Source organism: Pseudoroseicyclus aestuarii, assembly GCF_003217255.1.
GTDB lineage: Bacteria > Pseudomonadota > Alphaproteobacteria > Rhodobacterales > Rhodobacteraceae > Pseudoroseicyclus > Pseudoroseicyclus aestuarii.
Genome location: NZ_QJTE01000004.1, coordinates 36,539 through 53,592 on the forward strand (window position 1 = coordinate 36,539; position 17,054 = coordinate 53,592).

At 66.4% G+C, this 17,054-nt stretch carries 14 protein-coding genes and 1 tRNA gene; 5 read left to right on the plus strand and 10 right to left on the minus strand.

The window, feature by feature from the left end:
• Positions 1-197 precede the first annotated feature (197 nt).
• On the minus strand, positions 198-818 hold the full coding sequence (locus DFP88_RS12080; RefSeq protein WP_146227495.1) for a transglycosylase domain-containing protein: 621 nt from the start codon (positions 816-818) through the stop codon (positions 198-200).
• Between the two features lie 2,352 nt (positions 819-3,170).
• On the opposite strand from DFP88_RS12080, the gene DFP88_RS12085 reads away from it, so the two are divergent.
• Positions 3,171-3,566, plus strand: a complete 396-nt coding sequence (locus tag DFP88_RS12085) for a hypothetical protein (RefSeq protein ID WP_181418633.1) — start codon at positions 3,171-3,173, stop codon at positions 3,564-3,566.
• 286 nt (positions 3,567-3,852) lie between these two features.
• Here the strand turns inward: DFP88_RS12085 and DFP88_RS12090 are convergent, their stop codons facing one another.
• The gene (locus DFP88_RS12090) at positions 3,853-4,257 is read right to left on the minus strand and encodes an Rrf2 family transcriptional regulator (protein WP_110814911.1); all 405 of its coding nucleotides are present in this window, start codon (positions 4,255-4,257) and stop codon (positions 3,853-3,855) included.
• A 138-nt stretch (positions 4,258-4,395) separates the two neighbouring features.
• Here DFP88_RS12090 and DFP88_RS12095 point away from each other — a divergent pair, with 138 nt between their 5' ends.
• Together DFP88_RS12095 and DFP88_RS12100 are read left to right on the plus strand one after the other, a co-directional pair.
• Complete coding sequence (locus DFP88_RS12095; RefSeq protein ID WP_110815234.1) at positions 4,396-5,754, plus strand: MFS transporter; 1,359 nt, start codon at positions 4,396-4,398, stop codon at positions 5,752-5,754.
• Complete coding sequence (locus DFP88_RS12100) at positions 5,751-6,386, plus strand: SAM-dependent methyltransferase (RefSeq protein WP_110814913.1); 636 nt, start codon at positions 5,751-5,753, stop codon at positions 6,384-6,386. The genes DFP88_RS12095 and DFP88_RS12100 overlap by 4 nt, the downstream gene beginning before the upstream one ends.
• Positions 6,387-6,517: 131 nt before the next feature.
• Here DFP88_RS12100 and DFP88_RS12105 read toward each other — a convergent pair whose 3' ends face one another.
• From DFP88_RS12105 to DFP88_RS12135, 7 genes are all read right to left on the minus strand, one after another.
• A complete protein-coding gene (locus DFP88_RS12105) occupies positions 6,518-7,198 on the minus strand; it encodes a response regulator (protein WP_110814915.1) in 681 nt (226 codons plus the stop codon).
• Positions 7,198-9,879, minus strand: coding sequence for a sensor histidine kinase (locus DFP88_RS12110; protein WP_110814917.1), 2,682 nt, complete (start codon positions 9,877-9,879; stop codon positions 7,198-7,200). Before DFP88_RS12110 ends, DFP88_RS12105 begins: the two co-directional genes overlap by 1 nt.
• A 1-nt stretch (position 9,880) precedes the next feature.
• Entirely contained in the window at positions 9,881-10,453 is a 573-nt protein-coding gene (gene kdpC / locus DFP88_RS12115) for a potassium-transporting ATPase subunit KdpC (protein WP_110814919.1), read from the minus strand.
• An 11-nt stretch (positions 10,454-10,464) separates the two neighbouring features.
• Positions 10,465-12,495 carry a potassium-transporting ATPase subunit KdpB gene (kdpB, locus tag DFP88_RS12120; RefSeq protein WP_110814921.1) on the minus strand — a complete coding sequence of 677 codons (2,031 nt, stop codon included), beginning with the start codon at positions 12,493-12,495 and terminating at the stop codon, positions 10,465-10,467.
• Between the two features lie 56 nt (positions 12,496-12,551).
• Positions 12,552-14,255 carry a potassium-transporting ATPase subunit KdpA gene (kdpA, locus tag DFP88_RS12125; RefSeq protein ID WP_110814922.1) on the minus strand — a complete coding sequence of 568 codons (1,704 nt, stop codon included), beginning with the start codon at positions 14,253-14,255 and terminating at the stop codon, positions 12,552-12,554.
• 9 nt (positions 14,256-14,264) lie between these two features.
• Positions 14,265-14,567 carry a potassium-transporting ATPase subunit F gene (locus DFP88_RS17540; RefSeq protein WP_425450837.1) on the minus strand — a complete coding sequence of 101 codons (303 nt, stop codon included), beginning with the start codon at positions 14,565-14,567 and terminating at the stop codon, positions 14,265-14,267.
• A 184-nt stretch (positions 14,568-14,751) separates the two neighbouring features.
• Positions 14,752-14,836, minus strand: a tRNA-Leu gene (locus DFP88_RS12135).
• 94 nt (positions 14,837-14,930) lie between these two features.
• Between DFP88_RS12135 and DFP88_RS12140 the strand changes: the two genes are divergently transcribed.
• Both DFP88_RS12140 and DFP88_RS12145 read left to right on the plus strand, forming a co-directional pair.
• Positions 14,931-15,674, plus strand: a complete 744-nt coding sequence (locus tag DFP88_RS12140) for a rhomboid family intramembrane serine protease (RefSeq protein WP_110814926.1) — start codon at positions 14,931-14,933, stop codon at positions 15,672-15,674.
• Positions 15,671-16,042, plus strand: a complete 372-nt coding sequence (locus DFP88_RS12145) for a GFA family protein (protein WP_110814927.1) — start codon at positions 15,671-15,673, stop codon at positions 16,040-16,042. The genes DFP88_RS12140 and DFP88_RS12145 overlap by 4 nt, the downstream gene beginning before the upstream one ends.
• Before the next feature lie 135 nt (positions 16,043-16,177).
• Here the strand turns inward: DFP88_RS12145 and DFP88_RS12150 are convergent, their stop codons facing one another.
• Positions 16,178-16,972: an inositol monophosphatase family protein gene (locus tag DFP88_RS12150; RefSeq protein WP_110814929.1), complete on the minus strand. Its 795-nt coding sequence runs from the start codon at positions 16,970-16,972 to the stop codon at positions 16,178-16,180.
• Positions 16,973-17,054: the final 82 nt, after the last annotated feature.

The window sequence follows — 17,054 nt, forward strand, 5'->3', positions numbered from 1 at the left end:
CGCAGCATAGTCCAGGGCCCAGAGGTCAGCAGTGCGGACAAAGCAGACCTCCGCTGCGCATGGGTCAATGTCCGGTTCGGCGAGCCGTTCAACAAACGGTAGTTTTTGAAACCTTGTGCGGACCTGGTGAACAGCTCATTTCGAACTTTCCCAAGAAAACGGTGTCACAAGTTGTTTCGAGCGCCTTTAAACTCGGATCATGGGCAGGCACCCAAAGGTTGACGAACTGTCAGCGGTTTTTCGGCGTTAGCATGCGCCTCTTGTTCTGAAATGAACCCGACACGTGCCATCTCTGAAAGAACAAAATTGCGTCTCGATATTGCTCGGTCGCGCTCTCTAATTGGATGGAAAGCGGACGGCGCTTTCGGTATCCCTGCGAGAAATGCAGCTTCGTGAAGTTCTAAATCGATTGTGTTTTTTCCAAAATAGGCTGGCCCTGCCTGATCGATGCCAAAACACCCTTGGCCAAGAAAGACACGGTGAACATACCAATCCAGAATCTCTTCCCTCTCAAGCGTCTGAGAGAGCGCAAATGAAATGACACGTTTGTTGGGAAAGCTCGGCTCTGGATACCACCCGGCAACAAATAGAGGGATTGTCGATCGGCTAATAGACCTTTCAAAAAAGGTACGATCTTCAGCCGCTACGAAAGCGTTTACAATCATAGCCGGTGCGGATGACCAGTCAGTCGCATCCAGCTCATATGCTGACCGGATTGCATCGGGCTCAAGAAAGGGAAATGTGTCGTCAGCAAGCGCGGCGGTTGAAACTGTAAAAATGGCTGCCGCTAGAAAAATTCTGGAATTAGATGTTATCAACGACCGCCCCTTTATTCGCGTTTTAGACCAACACTGGCTTTAAAATTTCTCTCAAATCAATGGCCGCCTCGCCGGCACAGCGGGCCTTGTTCATATGCCAAGAACGTTCGTTTGTGGCACAAACCCAAACCACCTCAGTCCAAGCTGTCAAAAACCTCGTTTAATATTCGAGTGGTCACTGAAGGTTTTAGGTCGTTCTAAAAGTAACGGACATTCTTGCATAGCGCAACATCGGTCAAAGAGGGCTCAAACCGGAGTTGCGGCGGCGCAGCAGGGGTCAGCACCTGGTCGCCCCTCGCGCGTCGTCCGCTCCCGGCCCATTGCGGACCTTCGAGCCCCTTCCCAGCCGCGGTCGCTATCGGCCCTTAGCGGACCTTCGGGACCCTGCCCCGTCGGAGCTGCTATCAGGTCATTGCGGATCTTCGGGCCACTGCCCCGTCGCAGCCGCTCTCGGCCCTTAGCGGACATCTACGGGCTTGGCTGGACTGGTCTGCTCCCGGCCCTTAGTGGACCTTCCGGCCCCTGCCCCGCCGCAGCCGCTATCGGCCCAAAGCGGACATTTGGCGTCCAGATTGGCCGCAACCGCTTCCGGCCCTCAGCCGACCTTGGCCCGGCTCACCGTTGCCGCAGCGCGGCTTCCCCAAACCGGACCTTCATTGCGTCCCGAAGCATCGTCCAAGGCCCCGAGGTCCGCAGTGCGGACTAAGCTAGCTTTCGCCCTCGCCGTGTGGAGGCAGATACCCTTGTAGCGCTTGCTGAGGCAGCAAGCGCAACTCCGACGCCCAACCAAGCAATATTCCGTCATCTGTGAGGGGCGCGGGCGGTATCTCCTTCGCGCGGATCGCACTTCCCAATAAGCTGTAGCAAGTATATATTTTTCTGGCTTGTGGATGGTGCCAGATAAACCTGTGTTCAAATGCCTCTGTTCTATCTGCGTCAGCACGAATGTTTTCAAAGCAGTTAGATGAAAGGCAGGTTTAATTGTCGGGAACTACTAAAATTCTAGCTCAAGAGTCGCTCATGTGTGGCTTGCGAAGATTACCTATCGCTGGACCAGCTGTAGAGGTCGTGGAAAACGTTGCAAGGCGTCGAGAGATGGCCGCCTTACATGCTCGAATCGAATCAGTAGAGATTGAAATGAGCAACTGGAGCATCGCAATGCGCGATCTAGTGCGACAAACTATATCTGATGCAATGCAGGAACTATCAAAGCCTAACGCTGACGGCGACACTCTTACAAGCGTGATCCGCGAGCTCAGAGAGATGAACGAGCATGGATACCACGCCGCTCTTTTTGAGGGATTGTTTAAGACGAGCGCGCACTATACGGCATTAATGCGTCAACCCGAAAACTATGGCCTCATCTTGGACGACAGAAGTTCTTTGCCACGTGGAACAGTTCCAATTCTTCTTGAGTTGGACAAGACTCGACTGGTTGCTCTCCCGCCAGCATCTATTGCCCTGCTTCTTTCTTCGGCCGTCGGGATTAGGTCTCGATTGATAGTTTCAGAGGATATCTGGGCCATTCCTGCAGATCGAAAAAGTATATGGGAGCTTCAGCCTGAGGAAACTTATCTTAACCCGCCGATCAAATACTCATGCCCGGAATGCAATCGGCCCTGCAACCCCCCTATTATTGATGGAATGGATAGGTCCATCTGGGACTGCCCACACTGCGGAAGACTTCAATATAATAATACAACCTTTAACCACCCGATTTTTCAAAATTGGCCTAAGCCAAAATAGATTTCCCCCATGGAGGGATCGCCCATCCCAATCGATGTGTGTTCCCGATCTTAGAGGCCGCCGGCGTCCACATCAACTTTGAGCTATGTTGAAACACGACACGGAGACTAAAGTGATCTCTTCGCACAATTCTGCTCGTTACGTTCCCAGAGGCATCGGTCTTTTTGGGTTCGAAGCGGGCCTGCGGCGTCGCAGCCGGTCGGGCACCTGGCGGACCGTAACGACCGTTGCTTCCGGCCCTAGGCGGCCATTCCGCACCCTACCCGGCCCCGGCCGCTATCGGTCCTCAGCGGACCTCAGCCCCCTACCCGGCCGCGGTTATTCTCGGCCCTGACCTGCCGCTCGCCAGCATACCACTGCCACCGCGTGGCTTCCCCAAACCCGACTATCATGCCATCCCGTAGCATCGATTTAAAGACAGAGATCCACAGCACGGAGGGAAGCAAGCATTCGCTTTGGGAGTAGATATGGCGAAATTGATACCGATCTTCTATGCACTGAACCACGCGCAGATTCTTATCGACTACCAGAACTAAACCAAGCTCGGCACATGCGCCTTAGCTTAAGCTTGGGCAACCGAAAAGCCAAATATCTCAGGTCTTTGCGATGAAACATCAAATGACAGGAAACGCTGGGCTGTTTCACATCGCGTGGGAACTGACGCGCCGCGGTTGGATCGTGATGCCCACCGTTCGGAATGCTCGTGGCGCTGATCTTTATGCAGCACCATTCGACAACGAAGAAGCCGTTATTCCGATCCAATCCAAGGCATTGTCAAAGCGTGCGGCGGTTCCGTTGGGGACAGACCTCGGTCGCCTGAGATCGCCATGGTGGATCATCACCTTGGGCGCAAACGATGACAATCCGGTTTGTTATGTTTTGACGCTGGACGAAGTGAAGACACTGGCATCGCGAGACAACGGAAAGAACCGAGCATACTGGCTTGAGGCAAAGGACTACAGAAAACCCGAATTCCGCGAGGCTTGGCATCGGCTAACATAAACGGGCCACCATCAATCGAGCAGCTAACATACAGCCTTTCTACAAGGTATGGCGAAATCACCTTGGAGCAGGCGTGCGGCAGCGTCGTCCTGAACACCCGCGAGTCTCGGTTGTCCTGAAACTTCCCGGCCCGAAGCTGCCGTTTCGAAGCCCGGTAAGGGAAGTCCGCTCGGGGACTGAAACTGCAGGTGATCGACTATCCGCATCAACGATCTGCGGAGTTGCGGCAGGGCTTTCGGCCCGGCAGCGAGCGAAGCCTCGACCTCTCACCGTTGCTCAGGCCAGCTCATGGCCTGACAAGCTCTGCCACGGTGAGAGCGGCGAGACGCTCTTCGAAGACCTGCCGCGCCGACTGAAGTGCGTCATTCGTGGCCGTGTTCGCGGCCCGGGCCAGCAGGCATGTGGGCTGGTCCTCGTCAGGAGCGATCGCAAAGAGCTCCGGAGAGCCGAGGGCGCTGTAAAGATCCAGCAGGGAGATCTCGCTCAAGGACCGGGACAGGCTCCATCCGCCGCCATGCCCCTTGGTGGAGGTGAGCAGCCCCGCCTCTCGCAGCCCGGCAAGGGTGCGGCGCACGACGGTGGCGTTGGTTCCAAGCATCATGGCGATCTCCTCAGAGGTCGCCGGGCGGTCCATGTCGGCCAGATGCAGCAAGGCATGCAGGACGCGGGGAAGACGGCTGTCGGTTCGCATGGCACCTCTCATGATACTTTCGATGATGCGAGAATTGATCGCCCACCGATTACGTGTCATACGATGTTACGAAAGATTCGACCCAGATACCAGAGTTCAGACATGACCGTGCCCACTCCGCGGGCCCGATGGCTTGCCATGGGGTTCCTCTGCCTTGGCAGCTTCATCAACCTCCTCGACGTGACCATCGTCACCGTCGCCCTTCCGCGCATTCAGTCCGACCTGGCGGCCACGCCGACACAGCTGGAATGGGTGGCGGCGATCTACGTGCTGGCGCTGGCGGCGGGGCTTTTGCCCATGGGACGGTTCGGGGACAGCTGGGGGCGCAAGCACCTCTTCATCTGGGGGATAATCGGCTTCACCCTCGCCTCCGCGGCCTGCGCAGGGGCGTCGAGCATCACCATGCTGATCACCGCGCGCCTGGCGCAGGGGCTGTCAGCGGCGGTGATGGTGCCGCAAGTGCTGGCCATCCTGAACGTGACCTTCCCGCCAGAGGAGAAGGCCCGCGTCTTCGGCCTGTTCGCGGCGGTGTCCAGCCTTGCATCGGTCGCCGGACCGGTGCTCGGTGGCGGGCTCATCGCGCTCGATCCCTGGGGCCTGGACTGGCGCGCCATCTTCATCGTGAACCTCCCCTTGGGGATCCTGGCCGTCCTGGGCGCGATGCTCACGGTGCCAAGAGACCGAGGCCTGTCGCAGGCGGTGGACTGGACCGGCACGGCGCTCTTCGCGCTGACGACGGTCTGCCTTGTCCTGCCCCTGGTCGAGGGGCGTGCGATGGGCTGGCCATGGCCGATCCTCGCACTCCTTGTCGCATCCATACCGCTGGCCGGATTGACCCTGCGCCACATGCTGCAGCGGGATCGTCGCGGCCGGACAGCCCTGATCCCCGGCAGTCTCTTGCTGAATGCCGCCTTCCTGCAGGGCCTCTGCCGGGTCGTCTTCGTGTTCTCCGGCATTCCCGGCTTCTTCCTCGTGCTGACGGTCTACCTGCAGTCGATCCTCGGCCTGACGCCGCTGCAAAGCGGGCTTTCCACGGCAGCCTTTCCGGTGGGGGTCATGGCGGCCTCGATGAATGCGAGGCGCCTGGGCGATTGGCCGCTGCCGCGACGGATCGGGGTTGGCGCGGGGCTCCTCGTGGCGGGCATGGTGCTGACGGCCCTGGTGCTGCTGCAGGTCGGAGCCGGCCTTGCGCCCTGGCACCTTACCGTCCCACTCCTTGTCTGCGGCCTCGGGATGGGAACGGTCGTGGTGGCCCTGTTCCAGTCCGTGATGGCGACGGCCGCCACGGCAGACTCCGGCGCGGCTTCGGGCGCCTTGCAGGCGTTCCAGCAGATCGGGGCGGCGCTGGGTATCGCGATCGTCGCCGGCATCTACTTCGGCCTTTCGGCGAGGGAGGCTCCTCTCCCTGCCATGATTGCCGCCTGTCTTTATCCGATGATCCTCTTCGCGCTCCTTGGCCTGGGCAGCCTGCGCAAAAACGGAAGGAAAACCACGTGACGCCGACCATACTCGAGAGCGACACCGCGGAGAGCTTCTGGGATCGCCACTGGTCCGGCATGACCCGGCCGAGCAGTGGAACCCCCTCAGCAGCGCTGGAGCGCCTCGTCGCCGGGCGCCCTGCCGGCCGCGCCGTCGACCTTGGCTGCGGGCGTGGCGACGATGCGATCTGGCTTGCGAGAAACGGATGGCAGGTGGTTGCCGTCGATGTCTCGCAGGCAGCCCTCGATACGGTGAGGCGCAGCGCCGAGGCCGCCGGGGTCGGAAGGCAGATCACCTGCTCGCGTCACGACCTTTCCACAATGCTGCCCGACCGCCCGTTCGATCTGGTTCTGTCGATGTTCACCCATACGCCGCTGGAGTTTGACCGTACCGCCCTGCTTCGCGCCGCGGCGACCCTCGTGGCGCCAGGGGGCCTTCTTTTGATCGCGGGGCACGGAAGCCTTGCGCCTTGGGCCTGGAGCGATCCGGAGATACAGCTCCCCAAGGCGCAGGACGTGGCTGACGCCCTGGCGCTGCCCGATTGGACCGTGATCGAGATCGCGGACCACCCGCGCGAGGCGCGCGGTCCCGATGGCCAGGTTGCGCAGGTGCTTGACAGTGTTACCGCCCTGGAACGCCCAGTCGGTTAGGCGTTTCAGCTAAGGCCGAGGAGCGCGATTTCCGCCCCGGGATGCAGGGAGTTATCCTCCTTTCAACAGGGACTTCGCGTCACCAGTCGGCATCATACTCGCAGTCACCCCAGCAGCACCTCGCTTCGGCCCTAGCTTTCGCGAAATCTGTACCCGATCCCCGGCTCGGTGAAGATCCAGACCGGATCGGCCGCGCTGTCGCCCAGCTTGGCGCGCAGCTGGCGGATGAAGACGCGCAGGTACTGGCTGTCCTCGGCATGGGCGGGCCCCCAGACCCGCTGCAGCGCCATGCGCTGCGTGACCAGCCGCCCGGCATGCGAGGCCAGCAGCCAGAGCAGGTCGAACTCCTTCGGTGTCAGGGAAAGGGGCTGGCCGCCCAGGCGCACGGAATGCTGCGCCGCGTCGAGCAGCAGGTCGCCGATCTCGATCCGGGCGGCGGTCTCCGTCTCGGCGGTCTTGTTGCGCAGCAGTGCCCGCAGCCGGGCGAGCAACTCTCGTGTGCCGAAGGGCTTGGTGACGTAGTCCTGCGCCCCGAGATCGAGGGCGGCGACCTTCTGGTCTTCTTCCGCGCGGACCGAGAGCACCAGCACGGGCACCTCGGACCAGCCGCGGATCTCGCGCAGGACCTCGGTGCCGTCGCGGTCCGGCAGGCCGAGGTCGAGGATCACCGCATCGGGCGCGCTCGTCGCTGCCCGGCCTGCCCCCTCGCGGGCCGTGGAGGCCTCGGTCACGGCATGGCCCTCGGCCTCCAGCGCGATCCGCAGGAAGCGCCTGATCTGGGGTTCGTCGTCGATGACGAGAATGCGGGCCATCACAGCTCCGGGTTGGAGAGCGGCAGCCTGAGAACGATGGTCGTCCCGCTGCCGCCCGACGTCGTGGCCTCTGCGCGGATGCGGCCGCCATGAGCCTCGACGATGCCCCGCGCGATGGCAAGGCCGAGGCCGGTCCCCGCCCGCTGCGCATCGCCCGAGGCGACGCGGTAGAACATCTCGAAGACCCGGCTGCGCGCCTCGGGCGGGATACCTGGCCCGTGGTCCGCGATCGCCAGCTCCATCGCCGCGCCGTCGACCCGCGCCGTCATCGCGATCGCCGTGCCCGCCCGCGCATGCTTGGCGGCGTTGTCGAGCACGTTGACCAGCACCTGTTCGATCAGGATCGGATCGACCTCGATGCTGGGCAGGTCCTCGGGGATCGTTACCGCCACCTCGAGATGCGCCAGCACCCCGCGCAGGCGGCGCCGCGCATTGCCGACGATCTCCGACAGGTCGGCGGCCACCCGGCGCGGGGTCAGCGCGCCGTGGCTGAGGCGCGTCATGTCGAGAAGGTTCTGGATGTAGCGATCCAGCCGCTCCCCCTCCTCGCGGATGGTGACGGCCAGTTCCTGGCGCAACTCCGGCGCAAGCCCCACCTCCGGCTCGGAGAGGGAGGAGGCCGCGCCGATGATGCTGACGAGCGGCGTGCGCAGGTCGTGACTGACCGAGGACAGCAGCGCCGAGCGCAACCGCTCCGTCTCGGACGAGAGGCGCGCGGTCTGCAGCGCCTCGTTCAGGTCGGTGCGCTCGAAGGCGAGAGCGAGCTGGCTGGTAAAGGCCTCGAGCAGGCGGCGATCCTCGGCATCCGGCCGGTGCCCGTCGCCGGACCGCAGGCCCAGCGCGGCCAGCACCCCCTCGCCGGCGCGGACGGGCAGGAACAGCCATTGGCTGGACGACAGGGTGTCGGTGCCGCGGCCCGAAGGCTCCCCCTTCTCGAGGGTGTAGCGCCCCGCGGTCAGGTCGCGCATGTCCAGCGGCGTGGCGCCGGCATCCGCGGCGATGGTGTCGATCCGGCCGTCCTGCTGCCGCAGCATCAGCGCCGTCAGATCCATGGCAGTGGCGATCTGCTCGATCCCTGCGCGGGCCACCGCCTCGGACGAGGGGGCGACGGCGATCCGGCGGGCGAAATCGTGCAGGATGGTGATCCGCGTCACGCTGTCGCGCAGCGCCAGGGCCCGCGCCCGCAGCCGGGCGGCGAGGTTCCCGGTGACGATGGAGGCCACGAGGAACAGCCCAAGCGTTACCAGCTCTGTCTGGCGCATGACGCGGAAGGTCAGGCGCGGCTCGGTGAAGAGGAAGTTGTAGCCCACGAAGCCGAGGGCCGAGGCCGCGATGGAGGGGCCGAGGCCGTAGATCGAGGCGACGACGATCACGCCGGTCATGAAGACCAGCGAAAGCGCCGTGACGGGCAGCACCGCCTCGAGCGCCATGGCCGCCGCCGTGAAGGCCAGCATGACCAGCATCGCGCGCAGGTAGGTCCCTGCCCCGGCCTGCGGCGCCCAGAGCGCGGGGCGGCGCGTGGCCCTCGGCCCCTCCTGCGCGGGATCGGCGATCAGGGTGATCTCGAAATCGCGTGCGCCCTCGACCGTTCTGGCGGCGACATCCTCGCCCAGGCGCAGGCCCGCCCAGCCCCGCTCGCGCCCCCGTCCCAGCACGATCCGGCTGGCGTTGATGCGCCTCGCATGTTCGAGGATGGTGGCGGCGACGCTGTCGCCAACGCGCAGCGTCGTGGTCTCGGCGCCCAGACGCTCGGCCAGCAGCAGCGCGGCGGCAAGGCGGTCGCGCTCTGCCCCGCCCATGGCGTCGCTGCGGTCGGTGGCGACATGCAGCGCGACCCAGCCCACCCGCGCGCGGTCGGCCATCCGCTTGCCCGCGCGCAGCACCTCGCCCGAGGCCGGGCCGCTGCCGAGGCAGACGAGGATGCGTTCCTGCACCGGCCATGGGCCGCTGGTCGCGGTGGAGCGCATGTGCCGCATCAGCTGCGCATCCACCCGGTCGGCGGCGGCGCGCATCGCCAGTTCGCGCAGGGCGGTCAGGTTGCCCTTCGAGAAGAAGTTCTGCACCGCCCGCGCCGCCTGGTCCTGCACGTAGACCTTGCCGGCGCGCAGGCGCTCCAGCAGATCCTCGGGCGGCAGGTCGATCAGCTCGATCTCGTCGGCCTGCTCAAGCAGGCGGTCGGGCACCGTCTCGCGCACCTTCACGCCCGAGATGCGGGCCACGCGGTCGTTCATCGTCTCGAGGTGCTGGACGTTCAGCGTGGTATAGACGTCGATCCCGGCGGCGAGCACGTCCTCCAGATCCTGCCAGCGCTTGGCATGGCGGCTGCCGGGGACGTTGCTATGGGCCAGCTCGTCGATCAGCGCGAGGTCGGGGTGCCTCTCGATCAGCGCCTCGAGGTCCATCTCGTGCAGGATCCGCTCGCGGTAGAGGTGCGAGCGTTTCGGGATCACCTCGAGGCCGGCGAGCAGGCTTTCGGTCTCGATGCGGCCATGGGTCTCGACCACCCCGGCCACCACGTCCAGCCCCTCGGCCGCCCGGCGCCGCGCCGTCTCCAGCATGGCGTAGGTCTTGCCGACGCCCGGCGCAGCGCCGAGGAAGATCTTGAGCCTGCCGCGCCCGCTGCCGCCCGCCTCTTCGAGAAGCGCATCGGGATCGGGGCGCGTCTCGCGCGGGGCTGTCATGTCACCCGGCGTCCCGCGGCAGGGCCGCGTCGAGCGCGCGGTTCGCGCCCAGCACGTCGACATGCGCCGGCCCGAAAAGGCCGAGCCAGGGGCCGGTCGTCGCCTGATCGAGGATGCGCAGCACCTCGGCCGTCTCGGCGCCGCGCGCCGCGGCGATGCGCGCCGCCTGCCCGCGGGCATTCTCGGGCGAAATGTCGGGATCGAGCCCGCTGGCCGAGGCGGTGACAGCATCGAGCGGCACTGCCTTCTGCCCCGTCTCGCGGCGCCAGTCCGCCGCGCGATTCTGCACCGCCTCCAGCAGGGCGGGTGCGCTTGGGCCGAAGTTCGATGCGCCGGCGGCAGCGGCATCGTAGTCCACCGCCGAGGGACGGGGATGCAGGTACTCGGGCGCCGCGAAGGCCTGACCGATGAGGGCGGAGCCGACGACCCTGCCCTCCTGCTCGACAAGGCTGCCGCTCGCGCGCCAGGGCATGGCGGCCTGCGCGATGCCGGTCAGCGCGAGGGGATAGGCAAGGCCTGTCATCAGGGTCATCAGGGCCAGAAGCACCAGGGCGGGGCGAAGGATCGTGGTCATGACTGCTTACCTCAGACGAGAGCGAGGGCAACGACGATCATGTCGATCGCCTTGATGCCGAGGAACGGAACGACGAGACCGCCGAGCCCGTAGAGAAGAAGGTTGCGGCGCAGCAGGGCCGAGGCCGAAACCGGGGCATAGCGCACCCCGCGCAGGGCCAGCGGGATCAGCGCCACGATCACCAGCGCGTTGAAGATCACCGCCGAGAGGATCGCGCTTTCGGGGCTCGACAGCCCCATGAGGTTAAGGGCCGCCAGCCCCGGATAAGCCCCGAGGAACAGCGCCGGCAGGATGGCGAAATACTTCGCCGCATCGTTGGCGATGGAAAAGGTCGTCAGCGCGCCGCGGCTGATCAGCAGCTGCTTGCCGGTCATTACGATCTCGATCAGCTTCGTCGGATCGCTGTCGAGGTCGATCAGGTTACCGGCCTCCTTGGCCGCGGGCGTGCCCGAGTTCATCGCGACGCCCACATCCGCCTGCGCCAGCGCCGGCGCGTCGTTGGAGCCGTCGCCGCACATCGCGACCAGACGGCCCTGCGCCTGCTCGTCCCGGATGCGCTGCAGCTTCGCCTCCGGCGTGGCCTCGGCCATGAAGTCGTCGACCCCGGCCTCGGCGGCGATGGCGGCGGCGGTCAGCGGGTTGTCCCCGGTGATCATCACCGTGCGCACACCCATGGCCCGCAGCTCGGCGAAGCGCTCGCGCACGCCGGGCTTGATGATGTCCTTGAGGTGGATGGCGCCGAGGATGCGGTCGTCCTGGCTAACCAGAAGCGGCGTCCCGCCCGAGCGGGCGATGGCCTCGATGCGGCCGGCGAGGACGGGGTCGGGCTCGGCCCCGGTATGCCGGAGGATGGCATCGGTGGCGCCCTTGCGGATCATCGTCCCCTGCTCGAGATCGACGCCGGAAAGCCGCGTCTGCGCCGAGAAGGCGACATGGGCGCTGATCTCGGCGCGGGGCAGCGCATCGCCCAGCAGGCGCGCGGCCAGCGCGACCACGGACTTGCCCTCGGGCGTGTCGTCGGACTGGCTGGCCAGCCAGGCAGCCTCGGCCAGCCGCGCCTCGCCCACCCCCTGCGCCGGGACGAAGGCATCGGCCATGCGGTTGCCGAAGGTGATGGTGCCGGTCTTGTCCAGCAAAAGGACATCGACGTCCCCCGCCGCCTCGACCGCGCGGCCCGACTTGGCGATGACATTGGCCTTCACCAGCCGGTCCATCCCGGCGATGCCGATGGCCGAGAGCAGCCCGCCGATGGTCGTGGGGATCAGCGTCACGAAGAGCGCGGCAAGGAACACCACCGGGATCGAGGTGCCGGAATAGCGGGCAAAGGGTTCAAGCGTCACGACGACGAAAAGGAAGATCAGCGTCAGCCCGGTCAGCAGGATCGACAGCGCGATCTCGTTCGGGGTCTTCTGCCGCTCGGCCCCCTCGACCAGGGCGATCATCCTGTCGATGAAGCTTTGCCCGGGGTCCGCCGTGACCCGGATGACCAGCCAGTCCGAGACCACCGTGGTCCCCCCCGTGACCGAGGAGCGGTCGCCCCCCGCCTCGCGGATGACGGGCGCGCTTTCGCCGGTGATGGCGCTTTCGTTGACCGAGGCGACGCCCGCCACGGCCTCTCCGTCGATGGGGATGAGGTCGCCCGCCTCGACCAGCACGATCTGGCCCTTGCGCAGCTCGGCCGACGAGACAGCCTCGGCGCTGGCATGCGGAGCCTCGGCGGAGGGAAGGCGCTTGACCCGCGTCTCCTGCCCGGTGGCGCGCAGGGAATCCGCGCGGGCCTTGCCGCGCCCCTCGGCCAGGGCCTCGGCGAAATTGGCGAAGAGCACGGTGATCCAGAGCCAGAGGGTGATCTGGATCGTGACGCCGCCACCCGTGCCCGCCGCGAGATCGCGGCAGGCGAGCAGCGTCGTCAGGGCGGCGACGACGGCGGTCACGAAGATGACCGGGTTGCGAAGAAGCAGGCGGGGCGACAGCTTGGCGAGGCTTTGCCGCGCGGCGGTCGTGTAAAGGCCGCGGGGCGCGGCCGTCTCGGGGCGGGACATGGGTATCGTCCTTGGATGAAAGCATGGGGCGGGGCCGGCAAGCCCCGCCAGTCAGGTCAGGGGCGCGCGCCGGCCACGAGGCTCAGCTGCTCGGCGATCGGGCCTAGGGCCAGCGCCGGGAAGAAGGTGAGCCCGCCGAGGATCACGACCGTCACGATCAGCAGCACCACGAAAAGCGGCCCATGCGTCGGGAAGGTGCCCGCCGTCGGCGCGGCCGGCGCCTTGGCCGAGAGGGAGCCCGCGATGGCGAGCATCGGCAGGATGATCGCGTAGCGGCCCAGCAGCATGGCGATGCCCTGCAACGTCGTGTGGAAGGGATCCGACGCGCCGAAGCCGCCGAAGGCCGAGCCGTTGTTGCCGGTCGCCGAGGCATAGGCGTAAAGCACCTCGGACAGCCCGTGCGGGCCGGCCTCCTGCACCGCCGCCAGCGCCTGCGGCACGATCACCGTCAGCGCCGAGAAGACGAGGATGCCCAGCGGCATCGACAGGAAGGCGAGGACGGCAAGGCTGACCTCCCGCGCCTCGATCTTCTTGCCGAGGTACTCGGGCGTGCGCCCCACCATCAGCCCGGCAAGGAAGACCGCGAGCACGACGTAGAGGAGCATGCCGTAAAGCCCCGCGCCGACGCCGCCGAAGATCACCTCGCCGATCATCATGTTCACCAGGAACACGAGGCCCGAGAGCGGCATGAAGCTGTCGTGCATCGCGTTGACCGACCCGTTCGAGGCCGCCGTCGTCGCCGCGCCCCAAAGCGCCGAGAGTGCCGCGCCAAAGCGCATTTCCTTGCCCTCGAGGTTCGCGCCGGTGGTGTTGGTGATCTGCGCGATCAGCGGGTTGCCCGCCGCCTCGGACCACAGGACCACGGCCAGCCCGGCGACGAACAGCAGCCCCATCGCCGCAAAGAGGGCGAGGCCCTGCCGCCGGTCGCCGACCATCCGCCCGAAGGCAAAGCAGAAGGCCACCGGGATCAAGAGGATGCACAGGCTCTGGAGCATGTTCGACGCCACGGTCGGGTTCTCGAAGGGATGCGCCGCGTTCACGCCGAAGAAGCCGCCGCCGTTGGTGCCCAGCTGCTTGATGGCGATCTGGCTGGCCGCCGGACCGCGCGCGATCACCTGATCGGCGCCTTCGAGGCCGGTTACGGTCACGGCGCCCGAGAGGGTTTGCACCACCCCCTGCCCGACGAGGATCAGCGCGACGACCAGCGACAGCGGCAGCAGCACGTAAAGGACCGAGCGCGTCATGTCGGCCCAGAAGTTGCCCAGCCGCCCCTCGCCGCGGCAGGCCAGCCCGCGGATCACGGCGACAGCGACGGCCATGCCGGTCGCGGCCGAGGCGAAGTTCTGCACCGTCAGCCCCATCATCTGCGACAGGTAGGACAGCTGGACCTCGCCCGAGTAGGCCTGCCAGTTGGTATTGGTGACGAAACTCGCGGCGGTGTTGAAGGCCAGATCCGGCGCCATCGCCGCCACGCCCGCCGGGTTCAGCGGCAGGACGCCCTGAAGCCGCAGCAGGGCATAGAGAAGGGCGAAGCCCGCGGCATTAAAGGCCAGCACGGACAGGGCATAGGCCCTCCAGGACTGCCCCTCGGCGGGGTCGATGCCCCCGAGGCGATAGAGCGCCCCCTCAACCGGCGAAAGGACGGGGGTCAGCAAGGTCCGCTCGCCCCGGTAAAGCCGCGCCATGTAGCGCCCCAGCGGGACGGCCAGCGCAACGAGCACGGCGAGATAGAGAAGAATGGATAGAAGCTCGCGTGACATGGGCTCGCCTCAGAAGTCCTGCGGTCGCAGCAGGACCGCCAGAAGATAGACGAGAAGGCCCGCCGCCACGGCGAGGCCAAGGACGATATCGAGCATGGGGGGCGCTCCTACAGGCGGGCCATGGCCGGCACGGCGGCCGCGAAGCCCCCGAACGACAGCAGGGCCAAGAGGAGATACAGAAGGTCGGTCATCACACGCTCCGGTCTGGTGGATGCGCGAGATGTGGGCCCCGCCCCCGTAAGGGCGCCATGCCGAATCCGGGGATGCGGCGTAAGGACCTCGTAAAGACAGCGGCGTCATGCGCCGGGCCATGGCCGCGCGCCGGCATGGCGTCTGGTTCTGCGCGCGTGGCAGCTGTGCCTTCGTGAATGTCGCCGAAGTAATGACGTGGAGTGACGATGGACCATCAAGCGACGTCGTCTGGGGGGCTGCTTGTGGGACCAAGCACCCTGCCACCAAATCGAACTCTATTTAGCAGGAACTTGGCACCAGAAATTGGTGCGGACGGTGGGAATCGAACCCACACGGCCTATGGCCCACGGAGTTTAAGTCCGATGCGTCTACCGTTCCGCCACGCCCGCAACGCTCTCGTCCTAGGCGCAGCGACGGGCGGCGTCCAGCCGAAGCTGCGCCGGCGCGCTTGACCCTTCGGCGCCGCCGCCCACCTCCAGCCTCATGCTGCCGATCCGCGATCACAACCCCGGGCCGTCCTGGCCCCTCGTCACCTGGGGGCTGATCGCCGCCAATCTCGCGGTCTGGCTCTGGACGCTCTGGGCCTATCCGGACGGCACCGTCGGCTACCTCTATGCGCGCGCCGCAATGATCCCGCTGCGCCTCAGCGAGGGGACGGGCTGGGGCACGCTGGTGACGGCGCTCTTCCTGCACCAAGGCGTGCTGCACATCGGCTGGAACATGCTGTTTCTGCATATCTTCGGCGGCGGGATGGAGCAGGCGCTGGGGCGCGGGCGCTTCGCCCTGCTCTACAGCGCCTGCGGGATCGGCGCGATGCTGGCCGAATACCTTGCCGCGCCCTTATCGACCGCGCCGGTGATCGGCGCCTCGGGCGCAATCGCCGGGGTCATGGGCGGCTACCTGCTGCTCTTCCCGCGCGGGCGGATCGACATCCTGGTCTTCACGGTGGTCTTCAACCGCATCGTCCCGGTCCCCTCCTGGGCGCTGCTGGTGCCCTGGTTCGCGCTGCAGATCCTGGGCGGGCTGGGCCATGGCACGGAGGCCGGCGGCACCGCCTACTGGGCCCATGCCGGTGGCTTCGTGCTGGGCGCGCTGCTGGTGGTGCCCGCCTTCGCGGCGCGCGGCGGCCCGCGCTGGTGGCGCGAGACCCATGGCCATCCGCCGCATCCCAAGGCACGCTACCGCCATGTCCGCACCCGCATCCCGACCGTAAGGCGCAGCCGATGACCGAAAGCCCCACCCGCCTCACCTGCCATTGCGGCGCCGTCGAGCTGCGCCTGCGCCTTGCAGACGGGCTGAACACCGCCCGCCGCTGCGATTGCTCCTTCTGCCGGCGCAGGGGCGCCGCCACCGTTACCGTGCGCCGCGGCGATCTGGAGGTGGTGAAGGGGGCGGAGGCGCTGACGCTCTACCAATGGGGGACGATGACGGCAGAACACTGGTTCTGCGCGCGCTGCGGCATCTACACCCACCACCGCCGCCGCTCGAACCCCGAGGAATACGGCGTGAACCTCGGCGCGCTCGAGGGGGTGAACCCCAGCACGCTCGGCCCGATCCCCTGGAACGACGGCGTGAACCACCCCTCGGATCGCTGACACCGGCCAGCGGCGCGAGGCGGGGCCGGCTGCCGGGCGCCTCGGCCCGCTCTGGCGCGCGCGCAGCGCGCGCCCTTCGGCGCCCGGCCCGGGCCGCCCGAAGGGCGGTGCGGGCCGGGCGCAACCCCTTGGGGCTCAGGCCTCGCGCGACCGGATGATCTTGGCGAAGCGCTCGAAGATATCGGCATTGGCGGCGATCAGGTCGCCGTGCTCCAGCGGCTGGTGCCCCTCGCGGATCGGCCCGATGAAGCCGCCCGCCTCGGTCACGATGATCAGCCCGGCGGCGATGTCCCAAGGGCTCAGCTCGCGCTCCCAGAAGCCCTCGTAGCGGCCGGCGGCGACATAGGCGAGATCGAGCGAGGCAGAGCCGAAGCGGCGCACGCCGGCGGTCTCGGGCAGTAGCCGCGCCAGATCCTGCAAGGTGGCGGGCAGCGTCCGCTTGCCGGCAAAGGGCAGGCCGGTGGCGAAGACGCTCTCGATCAGGCGGGTCCGGCCCGAGACGCGGATGCGCTTTTCGTTGACCCAGGCGCCCTCGCCCTTCTCGGCATGGAACATCTCGTCCTTGACCGGATCGTAGATCACCCCGGCGACGATCTGGCCCTTGTGCTCGAGCGCGATCGAGATCGCCCAATGCGGCAGCCCATGCAGGAAGTTCGTAGTGCCGTCGAGCGGATCGACGATCCAGCGCCGGGTCGGGTCCTCGCCCTCGCGCGGGCCGCCCTCTTCGCCGAGGAAGCCGTAGGAGGGGCGGGCCTCGCGCAGCGCGTCGAGGATGGTCTGCTCGGCCTGCCGGTCGGCGCGGGTGACGAAGTCGCCCGGCCCCTTGGCGCTGACCTGAAGCTGCTCGACCTCCGAGAAGTCCTTCAGCAGGGCTCGCCCTGCCCGGCGCGCCGTCTTCATCATCACGTTGAGATTCGCGCTGAACGCCATGCCGGCCTCTTCCTGCTGTCGCCCGATGAGGCGGGGTGTGGGGGTGCCGCCCGCTCTTATCGGCGGCGCGGGGGCGAGGCAA